At 62.4% G+C, this 18,743-nt stretch carries 16 protein-coding genes; 10 read left to right on the top strand and 6 right to left on the bottom strand.

Going from position 1 to position 18,743, the window contains the following annotated elements; all coding sequences use genetic code 11:
- Entirely contained in the window at positions 1-1,215 is a 1,215-nt protein-coding gene (serB, locus tag ACA047_RS26790; RefSeq protein ID WP_497360556.1) for a phosphoserine phosphatase SerB, read from the top strand.
- Positions 1,216-1,393: 178 nt separating this feature from the next.
- Here the strand turns inward: serB and ACA047_RS26785 are convergent, their stop codons facing one another.
- From ACA047_RS26785 to ACA047_RS26770, 4 genes are all read right to left on the bottom strand, one after another.
- On the bottom strand, positions 1,394-3,148 hold the full coding sequence (locus ACA047_RS26785) for a cyclic-di-GMP receptor FimW-related protein (RefSeq protein ID WP_497354572.1): 1,755 nt from the start codon (positions 3,146-3,148) through the stop codon (positions 1,394-1,396).
- Positions 3,149-3,346: 198 nt separating this feature from the next.
- On the bottom strand, positions 3,347-4,207 hold the full coding sequence (asd, locus tag ACA047_RS26780; RefSeq protein WP_497354570.1) for an archaetidylserine decarboxylase: 861 nt from the start codon (positions 4,205-4,207) through the stop codon (positions 3,347-3,349).
- Between the two features lie 19 nt (positions 4,208-4,226).
- Positions 4,227-5,042 (bottom strand): rhodanese-like domain-containing protein, encoded by an 816-nt coding sequence (locus tag ACA047_RS26775; protein ID WP_497354568.1) that lies wholly within the window; start codon positions 5,040-5,042, stop codon positions 4,227-4,229.
- A 42-nt stretch (positions 5,043-5,084) separates the two neighbouring features.
- Complete coding sequence (locus ACA047_RS26770; protein WP_497354566.1) at positions 5,085-6,623, bottom strand: HDOD domain-containing protein; 1,539 nt, start codon at positions 6,621-6,623, stop codon at positions 5,085-5,087.
- Between the two features lie 166 nt (positions 6,624-6,789).
- On the opposite strand from ACA047_RS26770, the gene motA reads away from it, so the two are divergent.
- Positions 6,790-7,641 carry a flagellar motor stator protein MotA gene (motA, locus tag ACA047_RS26765; protein ID WP_497354564.1) on the top strand — a complete coding sequence of 284 codons (852 nt, stop codon included), beginning with the start codon at positions 6,790-6,792 and terminating at the stop codon, positions 7,639-7,641.
- A 1-nt stretch (position 7,642) separates the two neighbouring features.
- Positions 7,643-8,689 (top strand): flagellar motor protein MotB, encoded by a 1,047-nt coding sequence (motB, locus tag ACA047_RS26760; protein ID WP_497354562.1) that lies wholly within the window; start codon positions 7,643-7,645, stop codon positions 8,687-8,689.
- Positions 8,690-8,827: 138 nt separating this feature from the next.
- Here the strand turns inward: motB and rsgA are convergent, their stop codons facing one another.
- Positions 8,828-9,859: a small ribosomal subunit biogenesis GTPase RsgA gene (gene rsgA, locus ACA047_RS26755; RefSeq protein WP_497354560.1), complete on the bottom strand. Its 1,032-nt coding sequence runs from the start codon at positions 9,857-9,859 to the stop codon at positions 8,828-8,830.
- A gap of 107 nt (positions 9,860-9,966) precedes the next feature.
- Between rsgA and orn the strand changes: the two genes are divergently transcribed.
- Positions 9,967-10,509 (top strand): oligoribonuclease, encoded by a 543-nt coding sequence (orn, locus tag ACA047_RS26750; protein ID WP_497354558.1) that lies wholly within the window; start codon positions 9,967-9,969, stop codon positions 10,507-10,509.
- A 173-nt stretch (positions 10,510-10,682) separates the two neighbouring features.
- On the top strand, positions 10,683-11,297 hold the full coding sequence (locus ACA047_RS26745) for a trimeric intracellular cation channel family protein (RefSeq protein ID WP_497360554.1): 615 nt from the start codon (positions 10,683-10,685) through the stop codon (positions 11,295-11,297).
- On the opposite strand, the gene queG is transcribed toward ACA047_RS26745, so the two are convergent.
- On the bottom strand, positions 11,279-12,358 hold the full coding sequence (queG, locus tag ACA047_RS26740) for a tRNA epoxyqueuosine(34) reductase QueG (protein WP_497354556.1): 1,080 nt from the start codon (positions 12,356-12,358) through the stop codon (positions 11,279-11,281). The genes ACA047_RS26745 and queG overlap by 19 nt on opposite strands.
- A gap of 63 nt (positions 12,359-12,421) precedes the next feature.
- Here queG and ACA047_RS26735 point away from each other — a divergent pair, with 63 nt between their 5' ends.
- The 5 genes from ACA047_RS26735 to miaA are packed head-to-tail and all read left to right on the top strand — an operon-like array spanning position 12,422 to position 18,690.
- Positions 12,422-13,921, top strand: a complete 1,500-nt coding sequence (locus ACA047_RS26735; protein ID WP_497354554.1) for an NAD(P)H-hydrate dehydratase — start codon at positions 12,422-12,424, stop codon at positions 13,919-13,921.
- A complete protein-coding gene (tsaE, locus tag ACA047_RS26730) occupies positions 13,909-14,379 on the top strand; it encodes a tRNA (adenosine(37)-N6)-threonylcarbamoyltransferase complex ATPase subunit type 1 TsaE (RefSeq protein ID WP_497354552.1) in 471 nt (156 codons plus the stop codon). The genes ACA047_RS26735 and tsaE overlap by 13 nt, the downstream gene beginning before the upstream one ends.
- Positions 14,379-15,809 carry an N-acetylmuramoyl-L-alanine amidase gene (locus ACA047_RS26725; RefSeq protein WP_497354550.1) on the top strand — a complete coding sequence of 477 codons (1,431 nt, stop codon included), beginning with the start codon at positions 14,379-14,381 and terminating at the stop codon, positions 15,807-15,809. The genes tsaE and ACA047_RS26725 overlap by 1 nt, the downstream gene beginning before the upstream one ends.
- Complete coding sequence (gene mutL / locus ACA047_RS26720; RefSeq protein WP_497354548.1) at positions 15,806-17,719, top strand: DNA mismatch repair endonuclease MutL; 1,914 nt, start codon at positions 15,806-15,808, stop codon at positions 17,717-17,719. Before ACA047_RS26725 ends, mutL begins: the two co-directional genes overlap by 4 nt.
- The gene (miaA, locus tag ACA047_RS26715; protein ID WP_072340136.1) at positions 17,719-18,690 is read left to right on the top strand and encodes a tRNA (adenosine(37)-N6)-dimethylallyltransferase MiaA; all 972 of its coding nucleotides are present in this window, start codon (positions 17,719-17,721) and stop codon (positions 18,688-18,690) included. The genes mutL and miaA overlap by 1 nt, the downstream gene beginning before the upstream one ends.
- Positions 18,691-18,743 lie beyond the last annotated feature (53 nt).

Here is an 18,743-nt window from a genome sequence, read left to right as displayed (position 1 = left end):
TTGCGCGAAATCGTCCTGATAAACATCACTGGCAGTGACCGTCCGGGTCTGACTGCGGCCATTACCGGCGTTCTGGCCCAGGGTGGTGTGAACATTCTCGACATCGGTCAGGCGGTGATTCACGACACGTTGTCGTTCGGCATCCTGGTTGAAATTCCGGACGCCGAGCAAAGCAAGTCGGTGCTCAAAGACATCCTGTTCACCGCTTACAAGCTCGACCAACAGGTGCGCTTCACCCCGGTTTGCGAAGCCGATTACCAGCAATGGGTGTCCGGCCAGGGCAAGACGCGTCACATCGTTACCCTGTTGACCCGTAAGGTTACCGCCGAACAGTTGCAGCGAGTCAGTTCGATCACCGCCAAATATGGCCTGAACATCGACCACATCGACCGGTTGTCCGGGCGCATGCCGTTGGACACTCCGGATGACAAGGGCAAGGGCTGCATCGAGTTCTCCGTGCGCGGCGAGCCGGCCGATCCTCAGGCGTTGCGTGCCGAATTCCTGAGCGTGGCCCAGGAATTGAACGTCGACATCGCATTCCAGGAAGATTCGCTGTTCCGTCGTAACCGTCGCTTGGCGGTGTTCGACATGGATTCGACGCTGATCGAAGCCGAAGTCATCGACGAGCTGGCCAAGGCTGCCGGCGTGGGCGACAAGGTGTCGGCTATCACCGAGCGGGCCATGGCCGGTGAGCTGGATTTTCGCGCCAGCTTCAAAGAGCGCCTGGCGCTGCTGCAAGGCCTGGACGTCAGTGTGCTGGACTCCATCGGTGCTTCCCTGCGCCTGACCGAAGGCGCCGAAACCCTGTTCGCCGAACTCAAGCGCCTGGGCTACAAGACAGCGATCCTGTCCGGCGGCTTCACCTACTTCGCCAAGCAGTTGCAGGCCAAGCTCGGCATCGACTATGTGTTTGCCAACGAACTGGAAGTGGTCGACGGCAAGGTGACCGGCGTGGCCGTCGAGCCCATCGTCGATGCCCAGCGCAAGGCGGACCTGCTGCGGGAGCTGGCCGAGAAGGAAGGCCTGCGCCTGGAGCAGACCATCGCCGTGGGCGACGGCGCCAACGACCTGCCGATGCTGGCAATCGCGGGCCTGGGTGTGGCGTTCCGTGCCAAGCCGCTGGTCAAGCAGTCGGCCAGGCAAGCGATTTCAACCCTGGGGCTGGATGGGGTGTTGTACTTGCTGGGCTTCAGGGATCGCGACGGGCAGCTCTGAGTCTCATGCTCGAGCGCGTATAACCGTGGCGAGGGAGCTTGCTCCCGCTGGGGCGCGCAGCGGCCCTAAAACCTGACACCTCGGCGTGTCAGGTTGATTGGGTTGTCTGCTTCAGGGGGGGCTGCTTCGCAGCCCAGCGGGAGCAAGCTCCCTCGCCACAGGGTTATTGTGTTGGGCTTTAAAGCGACTTCCATAACGAATCGAAATCCCCTTCGTTGTCACTGCCTTCCCCGGTGGTGCCTGAATCCTCCTGGTGATATGCAAACTGGTTGAAGCTGTGGGTGCTGGTGACCCGCCGGTCCAGGCCGGCGCGGCGTTCCTGGCCGTTGGTATTGATCAGCACGTGCTGGCCCTCCTGGAAGGGCAGGCGTGGGGCGATCATGGTGGGCGGAAGGTCAATGGCGCTGATTTCGGGCAGCAACAGACCGCGCAGATAGTGACCGTGCTCGTCCTGTTCCCGGAGCAGTTGCAGCCCACAAGGCTGGGCATGGGGCGCGACCAGTTCGATGCCCATTTGCATGGCGCCATTGCGCACCTGTCGGATCCAGCGCACCACGGCGATGCTCCAGGCCTGATCGTTGGCGTCCCGAATGCCGACCATTTCCCCTGCCTGCAGTTGTTCCGGCATTTCTTTCGGCCAACCGAGGCAATAACCTCCGGGGCTGTGGTTAATGACCGGCAGATCGTAGGTCGCAAAGTGATGCTGGTTGTCGGAGCTGATGCCGTCGTCATCGGCCGGGTTGACCGGATACTCGATCTCTTCATAGGGCAACAGGTCGCTGTCGCCGGCAGGGGCGGCGTCGAAGGCCTGTTTCCAGGTGTCGTTTGTCTTGCTCGGCGACGCTTCGAACCGGGCCTTGCGCGTGGCGGGGTTCTTCAGGATCTCGCTGAAAGAGCGTTCGCCACCTAGGTAATAGTGCAACGCGCTCATGCCCACGCACAGCGTCAGCGTGCCGTTGCTCTCAGTGCGCTGGAAGCTGCGTTCGGCTGCTTCGCCCCAGGCGGCCTGCAGGTGGTGCAAGGTGTCGGTGCTCATGCCACCCGGTACTGGCAGGGCCTGATCGGCCGGTTGTTCCCGATGGGTGGTGATGGCGTGCACCAGCGGCTGTGGATCGAACCCCTGCAGGCTGGGCTGCTGCTCGGCCCTGAACTTGGAGCGATAGCGTGGCCCGACATCCAGTTGCGGTGAGACAGCGAACAGGCTGGTGGCGGCCGGGTCCAGCTTGACCCACTGGCTCCACGCTGGCAGCACTTCGCCCAGCCGCGCGATCTGACCCTGACGCAGCTGATTGCTGCGTGATGCGCCCAGCAGCAGAGCGACGGCATAGGTTTGCTCGGCGCTCAACTGATGGTCCTGGCTGGCCAGTTCGTCGTTCACGCGAAGGTGCTGCAACCGGTGCTGGCAGGCGATTTGGTACAACTGGTGCAGATCGAGCCACAGCCCTTCGGGCACAGGGCTGTACAACTGGCTGGCACGCAGCAGCGGGCCGTTGAGGACGTGCATCGCCCGTTGCAGCGCCGTGCTCAACAGGCGGGCTCGGTCCTTGGTATATTTCGGCGCGATGTTCGCCACGACCTGTTTGTAGCCCATTGCCAGGTGGGTTTGCAGGGCCTGGCACAGGTTCACGATCTTGCGTGAGCGGTCATCCAGCACAATGGCCTGTTGCAGGAAATGGCGCTCCAGGTGCTTGCAGACGTAATACACCTCGGGTCGCAGCAGTTCGAGCAATTGCAGGCGATTATCGCTGGGGGTAAGCAGCAGGTTGAGTTCGCCGATGGCCTGATACAGCAAGCGGGCGGTTTCGCCGATGTTGGCCTTGGGCAGGTTGGCGATCCAGCGCTTGAGATCGCGTGGCGTGGCCTCGCAGAACGATAGGCGTGACTGCGTTGGGGTCAGAACGCGCAATAGCTGGAGAGGGCTGGTCTCATTCATGCCGTGGACGGGCTCCGGCGGGAAATGAAAAGGATATTTCCAACTCTAGCAGCTGACAGGTAGGCGTGTTGCCCTGAATGTGCTGTGGGAGCAAAGCTTGCTCGCGATGAACGACAACGCGGTCTAAAAGAGACCGCGGCGCCTGCATCGCGGGCAAGCCTTGTTCCCACAGGCCTGCTTTAACAGGTCAGGCGTAAATCAGGCTTTTGGCAGCGCCAGCCCCTGGCCCATTTGCACTGGCGAACCGGCCACCAGGTCTTCGGCCCATTTCACCTGGTCCGGCCCGAACAGCACGATAGCGGTCGAACCCAGTTTGAAGCGGCCCAGCTCGGCACCTTTTTCCAAGTGGATCGGTGCACGGGCGGCTTCGTCGTAGCGCAAGGTTTTCAGTTCGCGCTTGGGTGGTGTCACCAGGCCGGCCCAGACGGTTTCGATGGACGCCACGATCATCGCGCCCACCAGCACCACGGCCATCGGCCCGCGCTCGGTGTCGAAAATGCACGCTACGCGCTCGTTACGGGCGAACAGCTCCGGAACGTTTTCGGCGGTGGTCTGGTTGACCGAGAAAATCCGCCCTGGGATGTAGACCATCTCCCGCAGGGTGCCGGCCAGCGGCATGTGCACGCGGTGGTAGTCCTTGGGCGACAGGTAGATGGTGGCGAAATCCCCGCCCATGAATGGCGCCGCGTTGGCCGCGTCACCGCCCAGCAGTTCCAACACACTGAAACTGTGGCCCTTGGCCTGGAATACCCGGCCGTGTTCGATCGGGCCGAGTTGGCTGACGGCACCGTCGGCGGGGCTGAGGATTGCGCCCGGGGTTTCATCCAGCGGGCGTGCACCGTCTTTCAAGGCACGGGTGAAGAATGCGTTGAAGTGCTCGTAAGCCGTCAGGTCTTCCACCAGGGCTTGGGACATGTCCACCTGATAACGCTTGGCGAACCACTGGGTGAAGGCATTTTTGAACCAGCGCACGCGGCATTCGGCAATGCAGCCGGCCAGTCGCGACAGCAAGTGGTGGGGCAGCAGGTACTGAGTGAGGATGAACAAACGGTTTTTCATTAACTGTCCTTAAGAACCTTCAAAGCTCGATGGGGGTGTCAGGGTGGTTGCCCCATTCGCCCCAGGAACCGGCATAGCCTTTGACCCGCGGATAACCGAGCGCCTTGGCCACCAGATAGGTGAAGCCAGAGCGGTGGTGAGTCTGGCAGTGGGTGATGATCTCTTTGTCAGGGGTGATCCCCAGTTGTTGCAGAATCTCGCGCATGTCGGTGCGGATGCGCAGGTTGCGCGCCTGATCCATGCCGGCCGTCCATTCGAAGTTGACCGCGCCGGGAATGTGCCCGCCCCTGGCCGCCACGACTTTCTCGCCGCAATATTCCAACGGGCCGCGTGCATCCCAGATCGCCAGGTCGGCGGCACCGAGACGGCTTTGCAGGTATTCGCGGGTGGCGGTGGGGGCTTCGTGCAGCGTCAGGCTCACCGGGCCTGCGACAGGCGCAGGCACGTCGATGGACACCGGCAGGCTTTCGTCCAGCCACGACAGCAGGCCGCCGTCGAGATAGTGGTAGTTCGAATGGCCGATCACGTCCAGCAGCCAGATAAAACGCCCGGCCCAGCCGCCGCCTTCATCGTCATAGACCACGTAGACCGCATCCGGGTGATGCCCGAGTTCGCCGAACAGTGCTTCCAGATCGGCTTTGGCTGGCAACAGGCCTGGTGCTGGGGGCTGGCCCAGTTGCGTGCGCTTGGGGTCGACGAAGCGTGCGCCGGGGATGTGCCCGGTGCTGTAGCGGGCAGCGCTGGTCAGGTCTACCAGGATCAGTTCGCGGGCGTTGAGGCGCGGGAGCAGTTCGCTCGGCTCGATCACCAGCGGCAAGCCAGAGAAGTCAGGCATGTGAGGTCTCCAGGGGCGCAAAGGGAGAGGATTGTAGCAAGATCAGCGGCCGCGGTTGGTAAAGCTGTGCAGGGCTCGCTCGATGCACTGCACGGTTTTGCCGAAGGCCTGCACGGTCACGTCCGAGAACGGCCCGCCACCCTGGTCTACCGCCACCAGCATGATCACCCGACCATTGCAGGTCAGTGAGCGCAACAGCATGTGCTCACCCCGGAACAGGCTGCGCAGGCCCGCCGGCAGCAATGCCGAAAACTGCGCATTGTTCTCTGGGTTCAGACGAATCTGGGCCTGTTGGGCCAGCAACCGCTGCAACACCTTGCTTTGATTGATGGAGAAACTCATGGCCGCTGCCTCTTTGGGCAGACCGGCGGTCTGATGCACGCGTACGTTGGTTTGGTCGCGGTCGGCCATCAGAATCATCACCCGGTGCATGCCACACGCCTCCAGTGCATCCCGGGCCGAGGTGGTCAGGCGCATGGCGTTGCTGAAGGGACTCGGCTCCAGCAGCAGTTCAGCACATTGTTTGCGCCACTGGGTCAGGTCTTCGGCGCTTGGCGTGGGGGCTGGCAGCAGCCCGGGGTGGACGCGGCGGCTGCCCCACGGCCAGATCAGCGCCACGGCCGGGTGCCAGAGGTCCGGCATGGTGTGATGGCGGGCACTGTTGGCGGCTTGTTGGTGCAACTGCTGCTGGACCTCATCCATCGAAATCTGCAGATACAAACTGGTGAGGTATTGCCAGCGGGAACTGTGAGGGCAGTCCCAGGCCTGTTGCGCCGAGAGTGCCAGGCCGTTGGCCAGCAACACAGTATTGGCCGGCTGATTGAGCCAACGGCGCAGCGTCGGATCATCGTCCAGGCGATTCTGCTGACGCAGCGGGTGTTCACTGTCTCGGGCGATGCGCAGCACTTTCACCAGTTCGCGGCGTTCGTTGAGCAACAGGCGATAGCCCTGCGCCACCCAGATCGGCAGGCGCCAGACTTCTACCAGGGCCAGGCATATTTTCAGCAGGCCGACGCCGAACAGTTCGCGTTCCACCTTGCTTGCTGACTGGCCTTTATGGATGACCCGCAATTCCCACTCCCCTAGCAATCGCGGGTGAGTCAGGGCCAGTGGCCAGAGCGGTGACAGAAACAACAGGCTGCCCCAGTGGATGTCCTGCCACAGCCGCGCCAGGCGGCTGGAAAAAAAACCATTGGCCTGTTGCGTTGCGTGCTGGCTGATTAATTGCAGTTGGCGCAGGGCGACGGGTATTTGTTGCTCCGGCAACGAAGGTAGGCGGGCGAGCAGTTCTTCGGTGCGCTTGAGGCCGAGGCGGTTGATGGCCACTTCGAGATTTTCTGCCGGTTCGGCGAAGCTGCCATGGGTGTGATGGTTGGCTTCACGGATAACGCTCAGGGCCAGGGCGGGGCTGTCCTGTATCAGCTCGGCGATGTCACGCAATGACCGGCGGCTGTCGGCAATGGCCTTGCAGACCAGGTCATGACTGGCCTGGGGCACCGGCAGGTGCACGCCCGCGAGCAGCTTTACCCAGCCTTCAAGCGTGGTCGGTCGCGGAGTTGGAACCTTCGTTTCGTTAGTCATGGCTGGACGTGATCATCCTATGAGGTATCTACGCCCGGAACGGGGCAAATTGGCTTTTCGCCAGAACTGGCTATAGTCTGGCGCAGTTTCGCCGATAAGTAGAAGAAGAGATTTTTCAGCTTCCGAATATGACCTTGAACCCGACTTAAGTAAGTACTTTCTACCTATGGCTAAAATTATCGGCATCATTGTCGTGTTCGCGAGCGTGCTCGGCGGATACGTGCTCTCCCATGGCAAGATTGCCGCCCTGATCCAGCCCTTCGAGGTGCTGATTATCGGCGGTGCTGCCCTCGGCGCATTCTTGCAGGCCAACCCCGGCTATATGACGATGCACGTGCTCAAGAAATCCCTGAGCATGTTCAGTTCGCGTTTCAGCCACACTTTTTATCTCGAGGTGTTGGGGCTGATCTACGAAATTCTCAATAAAAGTCGTCGCGAAGGCATGATGGCGATCGAAGGCGACATTGAAGACGCCTCCGCCAGCCCGATTTTCGCCAAGTACCCTGCGGTGCTCAAGGACGCCCGCATGACGGCGTTCATCTGTGACTACCTGCGCATCATGTCGTCCGGCAACATGGCCCCCCATGAGCTCGAAGGCCTGTTCGACATGGAGCTGTACAGCCTCAAGGAGGACCTGGAGCACCCGTCCCACGCGGTCACCGGCATCGCCGACGCCATGCCCGGCTTCGGTATCGTCGCGGCGGTATTGGGGATCGTGGTCACCATGGCGTCCCTGGGCGATGGCGACCAGAAATCCATCGGCCTGCACGTGGGTGCGGCGCTGGTCGGTACCTTCTTCGGTATTCTCGCTGCGTACGGTTTCTTCGGCCCTCTGGCTACTTCCCTGGCCCATGACGCCAAGGAAGAACTCAACATCTACGAAGCCATCAAGGCTTCGTTGGTGGCCTCGGCCTCGGGCATGCCGCCATCGTTGGCGGTGGAGTTCGGTCGCAAGGTCCTGTACCCGGCGCACCGTCCAAGCTTCGCCGAGCTAGAACAAGCGGTTCGCGGTCGCTAAGATGGAAAACAACCAGCCGATCATTATCAAGCGTGTCAAGCGCATAGCTGCGGGGCATCACGGGGGCGCCTGGAAAATTGCCTTCGCCGACTTCGCGACGGCGATGATGGCGTTCTTCCTGGTGCTGTGGCTGCTGTCCACTGCGACCCCGGAGCAGAAGATTGCCATCGCCGGTTACTTCAAGGACCCGGTGGGTTTTACTGAAAGCGGCACGCCGTACATCATTGACCTGGGCGGCTCACCGACCCTGGCGCCGGAAACCACCCTCAACCCTGAAGTCAAATCCCAGCCTCAGCCCGACAAGGTGACGGTGGATTCCGAGCAGGTAGAAGGCATGGCCGAGCAGGTCGAGCGCGAACGCCTGGAATTGCTGTTGCAGGAATTGCAGAACAAGGTCGAAGAGAACCCGCAGCTGCAGAAATTCAAGGACCAGATCCTGTTCGAAATCACGCCGAACGGCTTGCGCATCCAGATCATGGACGCCGAGAACCGTCCGATGTTCGACTCCGGCAGTGCGCGGCTGAAGCCTTATTTCGAAGACATTCTGCTGGCCATGGCCGACACCATCAAAGCGGTGCCGAACAAGATCAGCATCAGTGGGCATACCGATGCCAAGCCCTTCGTTGGCAAAGGCGATTTCGGTAACTGGGAACTGTCTGCCAACCGCGCCAACGCGGCACGCCGGGCCTTGGTGGCCGGCAGTTATCCGGACGAGCAGGTGGCGCGTGTGGTCGGTTACGCCTCCTCGGCGTTGTTCGATCGCAAGGACCCGTTCAACCCGGTCAACCGGCGTATCGATATCGTGGTGTTGACCAAGAAGGCCCAGCAAGCCATCGAAGGTTCGCAAACCGATGACCCGGCGCCCGAGCCGACCCAGGGTGAGGGTGCCCCGGGTGAAGTGCCGGCAACACCGGCAACGCCTGACGCGGCGGCTGATCCGAACGCCTTGCCGGCGGACCAGCAGCCGGTGCCGGCCCATGAGCTGCGCGAGCGTCTGAACCTGTTCGAGGCCCCCGCGACGAAACCGGCCGAGCCGCCGGCGCAGTGATCTAACCGTCGTACAGAACTTGTGGCGAGTGGCTGTGGGAGCAAGGCTTGCTCAGGCACCAAGTGCCTGTTTCGCGAGCAAGCTTTGCTCCCTCAGATCTTTGCGCCACAACAGTGTCGGGGTCACATTCTTTTAAGGTCAGTAACTGCTTTCCGGCAAGCTGGCGATGATCGAGCGGTAGCTGTTCATCCGTTGCTGATGCACGCGGCCTTCTTCCAGTGCCTTGAGCAGGGCGCAACCAGGTTCGCGGTCGTGCTTGCAGTCGCGGAAGCGGCAGGTGCCGATCAGGTCGTTGAACTCGATGAAGCCGGCTTCGACATCGGCCCGGCTGACGTGACCCAGGCCGAATTCGCGGATACCCGGCGAGTCGATCAACTCACCGCCGCCGGGGAAGTGGAACAGCCGCGCGGTGGTGGTGGTATGGGTGCCCTGGCCGGACAGTTCAGACAACGGCCCGACGCGAGTCTCGACTTCCGGCAGCAGGCTGTTGACCAGCGAAGACTTGCCGACGCCGGACTGGCCGACGAACACGCTGATGCGTGCGTCCAACTGCCGCTGCAATTGTTCCATGCCATCGCCGTGATGAGCCGAAACTTCGAGCACCGGGTAACCCAATTGCCGATAGACCGACAGCAAGGCGTTCAGCGCGGGGGCGTTGTGCTCGTCGATCAGGTCGAATTTATTGAGCAACAGCAGCGGTCGGATGCCGGCATGTTCGGCCGCTACCAGGTAACGGTCGATCAGGTTGGCGTGGGGCTCGGGCAGCGGGGCAAACACGATGACGATCATGTCGACGTTGGCGGCCACGGGCTTGAGCTGGCCTCGGCTGTCCGGGCGGCACAACTCGGTGTGGCGCGGCAATTGCGCCACGATCACACCGATGCCCTGATTGCCGGCTCGCCAGACCACTTGGTCCCCGGTTACCAGCGCCGGCAGGTTGGCTCGCAAGTGGCAGCGGAATACCTGGCCGGCCAGTTCGCCTTCACAGGCCTCGACCTCGACCTGCACACCGAAGTGGGCGATCACCAGACCGGTCTGTTCAGGGCCCAGGTCGCCGCCCTCCAGGGCTTGCACAGCGCTGGATTCGCGTTTGGCGGCGCGGGCTGCGCGCTCGCCCTGGATCTTTTCGATGCGCCAGTTTTGACGACGATTGAGTTGGCGTTTGGCCATGGGTGTTCCGTATGAAGAATGCAGCGATTAGGTAAAACGGCCGCGAGTTTAGCACGCCCAAGGGCCTGCCTAAGCTAAACTGCGTGGCTACGCCGAGGAGCTCCCCTATGCAAAACCCGCAGAACCTGATCTGGATCGACCTGGAAATGACCGGTCTGAACCCGGACACCGACGTCATCATCGAAATGGCCACCATCGTCACCGACAGTGACCTCAATACCCTGGCTGAAGGCCCGGTAATTGCGATCCATCACAGCGACGAGATTCTGGCCGGCATGGACGAATGGAATACTCGCCAGCACGGCGGCTCGGGCCTGACCCAGCGGGTGCGCGACAGCAAAATCAGCATGGCCGAGGCCGAGGCCCAGACCATCGCCTTCCTGGAGCAGTGGGTGCCGAAGGGCAAGTCGCCGATCTGCGGCAACAGCATCTGCCAGGACCGTCGCTTTCTCTATACCCACATGAAATCTTTGGAAAGCTACTTCCACTACCGCAACCTGGACGTCTCCACCCTCAAGGAACTGGCCGCCCGATGGGCTCCTGAGGTGCGTGACAGCTTCCAGAAGGGCGGCAGCCACCTGGCGCTGGACGACATCCGCGAGTCCATTGCCGAGCTGCAGCATTACCGCAAGCATTTCATCAAGTTCTAAGCCGGTTCGCAGGCTCTGTGGCGAGGAAGCTTTTGTGGCGAGGGAGCAAGCTCCCTCGCCACAGGGATCAGTTTGGACTGGGGGACATGGTGTTCAGGCAGGAGTCGTTGCCTTGCCCTCTTTTGGTGCCTGCCCGAAATGGCTAGACTGCGCGCCTTCCTGTAAGGACCGCCATCATGTTGCTGATGCTTTATCTGATCGCCATCACCGCCGAAGCCATGACCGGCGCCTTGTCTGCCGGGCGTCGCGGCATGGACTGGTTCGGCGTGGTGCTGATTGCCTGCGTCACGGCGCTGGGTGGCGGCTCGGTGCGCGACGTGTTGCTCGGGCATTACCCGCTCACGTGGGTCAAGCACCCGGAATACCTGGTGCTGACCACTACGGCGGCGATGCTGACGGTTTTTCTGGCGCGCTGGATGCGCCATCTGCGCTCGCTGTTCCTGGTGCTCGACGCGGCGGGCCTGGTGGCGTTCACCCTGATTGGCTGCATGACCGCCCTGGAAATGGGCCACGGCATGTTGGTGGCATCGGTTAGCGGGGTGATCACCGGCGTGTTTGGCGGCATCCTGCGGGACATTTTCTGCAACGATATTCCGCTGATCTTCCGCCGCGAGCTCTACGCCAGCGTCTCGTTTGCCGCGGCCTGGTGTTACTTGCTGTGCGTCTATCTGCAATTGCCGAGCGAGCAGGCGATTCTCATCACCTTGTTCGGCGGTTTCTTGCTTCGGCTCCTGGCGATCCGCTTCCACTGGGAAATGCCGAAGTTCGTCTATAACGACGAGGTCTGACGCTCGGAGTGCTGGCGCAAGGCCCATTCCACATGCTCGCGCACCAGTTCCGAGGGGTAATCGCGCCGCGCCTCCAAGGCTTGCACCACCGGAATCGTTGACGGTGCATTCCCCAAACCCACCGCCAGGTTTCGCAGCCAGCGTTCGTAACCGGCGCGGCGCAGCGGTGAGCCCTCGGTGCTGCTGAGAAATTTATCCTCGTCCCACATGAACAGCTCGGCCAACCCGGCATTATCCAGGTTGTGCCGTGGTTTGAAGTCGCTTTCCGTGGACGGACGGGCGAAGCGGTTCCACGGGCAGACGATCTGACAATCATCACAACCGAACACCCTGTTGCCGATCAACGGTCGCAGCTCTTCGGGGATGGCGCTTTTCAGTTCGATGGTGAGGTAGGAAATGCAGCGCCGGGCATCCAGCACGTAAGGCGCGACGAAGGCATTCGTCGGACAGATGTCCAGGCACGCGGTGCATTTTCCGCAGTGTTCGCTGGCGTGGGGCGGGTCCATCGGCAGCGGCAGGTCGACAAACAGCTCGCTCAAGAAGAAATAACTGCCCGCCTTGCGGTTCAACACCAGGGTGTTTTTGCCGATCCAGCCCAGCCCAGCCTGTTCGGCGATGGCTTTTTCCAGCACCGGTGCGCTGTCGACGAAGGCGCGATAGCCGAAGGGGCCAATGATTGCCTGAATTTTTTCTGCCAGTTGTTGCACACGTTTACGGATCAATTTGTGGTAATCGCGGCCCAAGGCATAACGTGAGACGTAGGCTTTTTCCGGTTGGGCGAGCATCTGCGCCATTTGCGTGTCGCCTGGCAGGTAGTCCATGCGCAGGGACACCACGCGGAGCGTGCCCGGCACCAGCTCCTCGGGGTGCGATCGTTTGCTGCCGTGGGCACCCATATAGTCCATTTCGCCGTGGTAGCCCGCGTCGAGCCAGCGCTGCAGATGTTGCTCATGCTCGGCCAGGTCCAGGCCGCTGATGCCGACTTGCTGGAAACCCAGCTCGCGGCCCCAGTCCTTGATGGATTGGGCGAGGGCGGGCAGGTCTGTGGGAATGACAGGCATGAGGCGAGAGAAACCGGAGCTGAGGTGCGTATAATTCTGCCAGACATCGGAGCCCGAAGACGCATGCCGCACACTAAAGATGATTTTCCCGACGCGCTGTACAGCGCTGCGCAGGTCCGGGCCCTCGATGCACAACTGATTGCGGCGGGCACCGCTGGCTTCGAATTGATGCAGCGCGCCGCCCGCGCCACCTGGCGAGCGGTTGTCCGGCGCTGGCCGCAGGCCCGTGAGCTGACGGTGCTGGCCGGTCATGGCAATAACGCCGGCGATGGTTACTTGGTGGCATCCCTGGCCCGGCGCGCCGGCTGGTCGGTGCGGGTGCTGACGGTAGTCGAGCCCCGGCGTTTGCAGGGCGACGCCGCCAATGCCCACGCCGAAGCCGTCGCGGTGGGCGTGCCCGTGGAGCCGTGGTCGGACGAATCCCAATTGCGTGGCGTGCTGCTGGACGCCTTGCTCGGCACGGGGTTGAGTGGCGAAGTGCGCGAGCCTTATATCCGCGCCATCGACACGATCAATATCAGTGGGCTGCCGGTCGCCGCTGTGGATATCCCCTCTGGGCTGTGTGCCGACACCGGCCGGGTGCTGGGGACTGCGGTGGCGGCCGACCTGACCGTGACCTTCATTGGTCTGAAACTGGGCCTGTTCACCGGCGAAGCGGCGGACCGGGTCGGTGACCTGGTATTCAACGATCTGCACGCCGATCCTGATCTCGTTGAATTGGCGCCCGCCAGTGCCCGACTGCTCTCACCTCATAATCTGCCGCGTCTGACGCCTCGCCCGCCCGCATCACACAAAGGCCGGTTCGGTCATGTCCTGCTGATCGGCGGCGACCGGGGATTTGGCGGCGCGATCCAGATGAGTGCCGAAAGCGCCTTGCGCAGTGGTGCAGGGATGGTTTCCATGGCGACTCGCAGCGAGCATGTCTGCGCTGCGCTGACGCGTTTGCCGGAGGTCATGGTGCAAGGCACCCATTCGGCGAACCAGTTGATGGGCTTACTCAAGCAGGCCACTGTGCTGGTGGTCGGGCCGGGCCTGGGCCAGGCCGCGTGGGGACGCAGCCTGTTGTCGGCGGCGGCCAATGCGCCGTTGCCGCAAGTGTGGGACGCCGATGCGCTGAACCTGCTGAGCAACGCCAGTGTCTGTTTGCCCGAGCATTGCGTGATTACCCCCCATCCGGGCGAGGCGGCGAGGCTTCTGGGAATATCCACAGCCCAGGTACAGGCAGATCGGCCTGCGGCGGCCCACGCATTGAGCAAAAAATACACAGCCACGGTGATTCTCAAGGGCGCCGGCAGCCTGGTTGCCAGTCCGGACGGTCGCCTGGCCGTTTGCAGCCAGGGCCATCCGGCCATGGCCACCGCCGGTCTTGGGGATGTGCTGGCGGGGCTGGTTGGCGCCTTGCTCGCCCAGGGCCTGGAAGGTTTTGAGGCCGCGTGCCTGGCGGTCTGGCTGCACGCCAATGCCGGCGCGCAGGCCGGTCGCTTGGGCCGTGGGCTGGCGGCAACCGATCTGATCCCAGCCATTCGTCAGTTGTTGGAGGAGCACTCACCGTGTCTGAAGTAACCCTGTACGTGGCGGACGAACACGCCATGACGGAATTCGGGGCGCGCATCGCGCGCACCACCGCTGGCCATGGTCTGATTTTTCTCGAAGGCGACCTTGGCGCGGGGAAAACCACCTTGTCCCGTGGCATTATTCGCGGCCTCGGGCACGTCGGCGCGGTAAAAAGCCCGACGTTCACTTTGGTCGAACCCTACGAGATCGGCAACATTCGCGCCTTCCATTTCGACCTGTATCGATTGGTAGATCCCGAGGAGCTGGAATTTCTCGGTATTCGCGATTATTTCGAAGATGACGCCTTGTGCCTGATCGAATGGCCCCAGAAGGGTGCAGGCTTTTTGCCAAAGCCCGACCTGACCATTACCATTGGCGCGCAGAACGGCGGGCGTTCGCTGAAACTGACGCCACAAGGCTCGCGCGGCGAGTCGTGGTGTGCCGCTTTGGCATTGGAAACTAATTAATGATGGGGTTTGGTATGCGCTTTCGCGCGGTGGTTGCTGTCGTAGGACTGTTGCTTACGGCACTGGCCGTCGATGCTGTGGCCGAAACAAAGGTCAACAGCGTTCGCCTCTGGCGGGCGCCGGACAACACACGGCTGGTATTCGACCTGACGGGACCGGTGCAGCACAGCGTATTCACCCTGACCTCCCCGGATCGCCTGGTGATCGACATCAACGGCGCGTCCCTTGGCGCGCCGCTGAACGTGCCTACCGCCAATACGCCGATTACCGCGATGCGCTCGGCCCAGCGTACGCCGACCGACCTGCGGGTGGTCATCGACCTGAAAAAAGCCGTGACCCCGAAAAGTTTCACCCTGGCCCCCAATGCCCAGTACGGCAACCGGCTGGTGGTGGATCTGTTCGACAACCCGGCTGACGCTGCGCCACCGCCGCCACCACCTCCTGCCAATGCCACGGTGCCGGCTATACCGGTTACGCCGACCGAACCTGCGATCAAGATGCCCCCGGCCCCGGCCGGCAAGCGCGACATCATTGTGGTGATCGACGCCGGTCACGGTGGCGAAGACCCGGGGGCCTCGGGCTCGCGCGGGCAGCGTGAAAAGGACGTGGTACTGTCCATCGCCCGTGAGTTGCAGCGCCAGGTCAACGGCATGAAAGGCTTCCGCGCCGAACTGACCCGCACCGGCGACTACTTCATTCCATTGCGCGGCCGTACCGAAATCGCCCGCAAGAAAGGCGCCGACCTGTTTGTCTCCATTCACGCCGACGCCGCGCCTTCGGCGGCAGCGTTCGGTGCTTCGGTGTTTGCCCTGTCCGACCGTGGCGCTACTTCCGAGACCGCCCGCTGGCTGGCCGACAGCGAAAACCGTTCCGACCTGATCGGTGGTGCCGGCAACGTCAGCCTCGATGACAAAGACCGCATGCTCGCCGGCGTGTTGCTCGACCTGTCGATGACCGCGTCATTGACGTCCAGCCTGAACGTCGGCCAGAAGGTCTTGAGCAACATCGGCCGCGTCACGCCGCTGCACAAACAGCGCGTCGAGCAGGCCGGGTTCATGGTGCTCAAGTCACCGGATATTCCGTCGATCCTGGTGGAAACCGGGTTTATCTCTAACGCCAACGAAGCGTCCAAGCTGTCGTCTTCCAACCACCAGCAGGCGCTGGCCCGCTCCATCAGCAGCGGCGTTCGGCAGTTCTTCCAGCAGAATCCGCCGCCGGGCACCTACATTGCCTGGCTGCGAGACTCCGGCAAAATCGCCCAAGGCCCGCGGGACCATCGGGTCAGCCCCGGCGAAACCCTGGCGATGATCGCCGTGCGTTATCAGGTGTCGCCGGCTGCCTTGCGCAGCGCCAATAACCTTCGGAGCGACGAACTCAAGATCGGCCAGAACCTGACCATTCCGGCCAATGAAGTGGCAGCCAAGCAATGAGTGATGAAGTGATCGGCAGCAACGCTCGCATCGAACTGCTCAGCCCCCGGCTGGCGAACCAGATCGCCGCCGGTGAAGTGGTCGAGCGTCCGGCGTCGGTCATCAAGGAGTTGCTGGAAAACAGCCTCGACTCCGGGGCCAAGCGCATCGATGTGGACGTCGAGCAGGGTGGCGTCAAGCTGCTGCGGGTGCGCGATGACGGTGGCGGTATTCCTGCCGACGACCTCCCGCTGGCCCTGGCGCGTCACGCCACCAGTAAAATTCGCGATCTGGAAGACCTCGAACGGGTCATGAGCCTGGGGTTTCGTGGCGAGGCGCTGGCGTCCATCAGTTCGGTGTCGCGCCTGACACTGACCTCCCGCACCCGCGAGGCCGATCAGGCCTGGCAGGTCGAGACCGAAGGCCGGGAGATGGCGTCTCGCGTCCAGCCCGCGGCCCATCCGGTAGGCACCTCCGTGGAAGTGCGCGACCTGTTCTTTAACACCCCGGCCCGGCGCAAATTCCTCAAGGCTGAGAAGACCGAATTCGATCATTTGCAGGAAGTCATCAAGCGCCTGGCCTTGGCGCGTTTTGACGTGGCGTTCCATTTACGCCACAACGGCAAAACCATCCTCAGCCTGCACGAGGCCAATGACGATGCGGCCCGCGCTCGGCGTGTCGGCGCGGTGTGCGGTGCGGGTTTCCTGGAACAGGCATTGCCCATCGAGGTGGAGCGCAATGGCCTGCACTTGTGGGGCTGGGTCGGGCTGCCAACCTTCTCCCGCAGCCAGGCAGACTTGCAATACTTCTACGTGAACGGCCGGGCGGTGCGCGACAAACTGGTGGCCCACGCAGTGCGCCAGGCCTATCGCGACGTGCTGTTCAACGGTCGGCATCCAACTTTCGTGCTGTTTTTCGAAGTCGACCCGTCGGTGGTGGACGTCAACGTGCATCCGACCAAGCATGAAGTGCGTTTCCGTGACGGGCGCATGGTGCATGATTTCCTCTACGGCACCTTGCACCGCGCCTTGGGCGACGTGCGGCCGGAAGATCAACTGGCGGCCCCGGCCGCGGTGGGCGGCATGGTCCGGCCTACGGGGCTGGAAGCGGGTGAATTCGGCCCCCAGGGCGAAATGCGCCTGGCCGCCAATGCGCTGCTGGAACAGCCCCAGCCTCAACCGAGCTACAACGCGGCCGGGACCGGTGCGGGCAGCGGCTATCAGTATCAATACACTCCGCGTGGGCAATCGAACGTGCCGGCGGCCGAGTCCCAGGCGGCTTACCGCGAGTTCTTCAAACCCTTGCCGCAAGCCGGTGCGGCGGCATTGCCCGACGGCCAGGGCGACATCCCGCCGCTGGGGTATGCCCTGGCGCAACTCAAGGGCATTTATATCCTTTCGGAAAATGCCCAGGGCCTAGTCCTGGTGGACATGCACGCCGCCCACGAGCGGATCATGTACGAGCGGTTGAAAATCGCCATGGCCAGCGAAGGCTTGAGCGGCCAACCGCTGTTGGTGCCCGAATCCCTGGCGGTCAGCCAGCGCGAAGCCGATTGCGCCGAAGAACACGTGAGCTGGTTCCAGCGCCTGGGCTTTGAATTGCAGCGCCTGGGCCCGGAAACCCTGGCGATCCGTCAGATCCCGGCCTTGTTGAAACAGGCCGAGGCCAATCGACTGGTCAGCGACGTGCTGGCGGACTTGATGGAGTACGGCACCAGCGACCGGATCCAGGCGCACCTGAACGAATTGCTCGGCACCATGGCCTGCCACGGCGCGATTCGCGCCAACCGCCGCCTGGCCCTGCCGGAAATGAACGGCCTGCTGCGGGACATGGAAAACACCGAGCGCAGCGGCCAATGCAACCATGGCCGGCCGACCTGGACCCAACTGGGCCTGGACGACCTGGACAAACTGTTCCTGCGCGGTCGCTGATGAGCCAGTTGCCACCTGCGATTTTCCTCATGGGGCCGACGGCCGCCGGCAAGACCGACCTGGCCATCGAACTGACCAAAGTCCTGCCCTGCGAGCTGATCAGCGTCGACTCGGCCCTGGTTTACCGGGGCATGGACATTGGCACCGCCAAACCCTCGAAAGAGCTGCTGGCCGAATTTCCCCACCGCCTGATCGACATCCTGGACCCGGCCGAGGCCTACTCGGCTGCGGATTTTCGTCGTGATGCCCTCCAAGCCATGGCCGAAATCACCGCGCGGGGCAAGATTCCGCTGCTGGTGGGTGGCACGATGCTGTATTACAAGGCCTTGGTCGATGGGCTGGCGGACATGCCGGCGGCCGATCCCGAGGTGCGCGCGCAGATCGAAGAAGAGGCTGCGCGCCTTGGCTGGCAAGCCTTGCACGAACAATTGGCGGTTATCGACCCGGAGTCGGCGGCGCGTATTCACCCCAACGACCCGCAGCGGCTTAGTCGGGCCCTGGAGGTTTATCGGGTCAGCGGCCAGAGCATGACGGCCCTGCGGCAGCGACAATCTGCGCAAAGTACTGAAGCAGCCGCTTCGGGACTGCAACAATTGCCCTATACTGTCGCCAATCTGGCCATCGCTCCGGCGAACCGGCAAGTGCTGCATCGGCGAATTGAACAAAGATTCACATTAATGTTGGAACAGGGATTCATAGATGAGGTCGTAGCCCTGCGTGAGCGAAGTGACCTGCATGCCGGGTTGCCGTCTATACGTGCGGTAGGTTATCGACAGGTCTGGGATTACCTGGACGGCAAGCTGACGTCAGCCGAGATGCAGGAGCGTGGGATCATTGCCACGCGCCAATTGGCGAAACGCCAGTTCACCTGGCTACGCAGCTGGACTGACTTGCATTGGCTTGACAGTCTCGATTGCGACAATCTGCCACGCGCCTTGAAATACCTTGGGACCATCTCCATATTGAGCTGAGTCTTTACAATTGCCGTCTATCCTTGGGGGTGTGACGGCCCAAGCCATCTGAT

The organism is Pseudomonas sp. LBUM1664, assembly GCF_059695895.1.
Note: the sequence above shows the minus strand (reverse complement) of the source record. Positions and strands in the feature narration are given on the sequence as shown.

Bases quoted from the DNA above. Each gene is read 5' to 3' on its own strand.
- motA (WP_497354564.1), top strand. From the start codon at position 6,790: ATGGCTAAAATTATCGGCATCATTGTCGTGTTCGCGAGCGTGCTCGGC.
- ACA047_RS26785 (WP_497354572.1), bottom strand. From the start codon at position 3,148: ATGAATGAGACCAGCCCTCTCCAGCTATTGCGCGTTCTGACCCCAACG.
- queG (WP_497354556.1), bottom strand. From the start codon at position 12,358: ATGCCTGTCATTCCCACAGACCTGCCCGCCCTCGCCCAATCCATCAAG.
- asd (WP_497354570.1), bottom strand. From the start codon at position 4,207: ATGAAAAACCGTTTGTTCATCCTCACTCAGTACCTGCTGCCCCACCAC.
- ACA047_RS26775 (WP_497354568.1), bottom strand. From the start codon at position 5,042: ATGCCTGACTTCTCTGGCTTGCCGCTGGTGATCGAGCCGAGCGAACTG.
- mutL (WP_497354548.1), top strand. From the start codon at position 15,806: ATGAGTGATGAAGTGATCGGCAGCAACGCTCGCATCGAACTGCTCAGC.
- rsgA (WP_497354560.1), bottom strand. From the start codon at position 9,859: ATGGCCAAACGCCAACTCAATCGTCGTCAAAACTGGCGCATCGAAAAG.
- ACA047_RS26770 (WP_497354566.1), bottom strand. From the start codon at position 6,623: ATGACTAACGAAACGAAGGTTCCAACTCCGCGACCGACCACGCTTGAA.
- miaA (WP_072340136.1), top strand. From the start codon at position 17,719: ATGAGCCAGTTGCCACCTGCGATTTTCCTCATGGGGCCGACGGCCGCC.
- ACA047_RS26735 (WP_497354554.1), top strand. From the start codon at position 12,422: ATGCCGCACACTAAAGATGATTTTCCCGACGCGCTGTACAGCGCTGCG.
- orn (WP_497354558.1), top strand. From the start codon at position 9,967: ATGCAAAACCCGCAGAACCTGATCTGGATCGACCTGGAAATGACCGGT.
- motB (WP_497354562.1), top strand. From the start codon at position 7,643: ATGGAAAACAACCAGCCGATCATTATCAAGCGTGTCAAGCGCATAGCT.
- ACA047_RS26725 (WP_497354550.1), top strand. From the start codon at position 14,379: ATGATGGGGTTTGGTATGCGCTTTCGCGCGGTGGTTGCTGTCGTAGGA.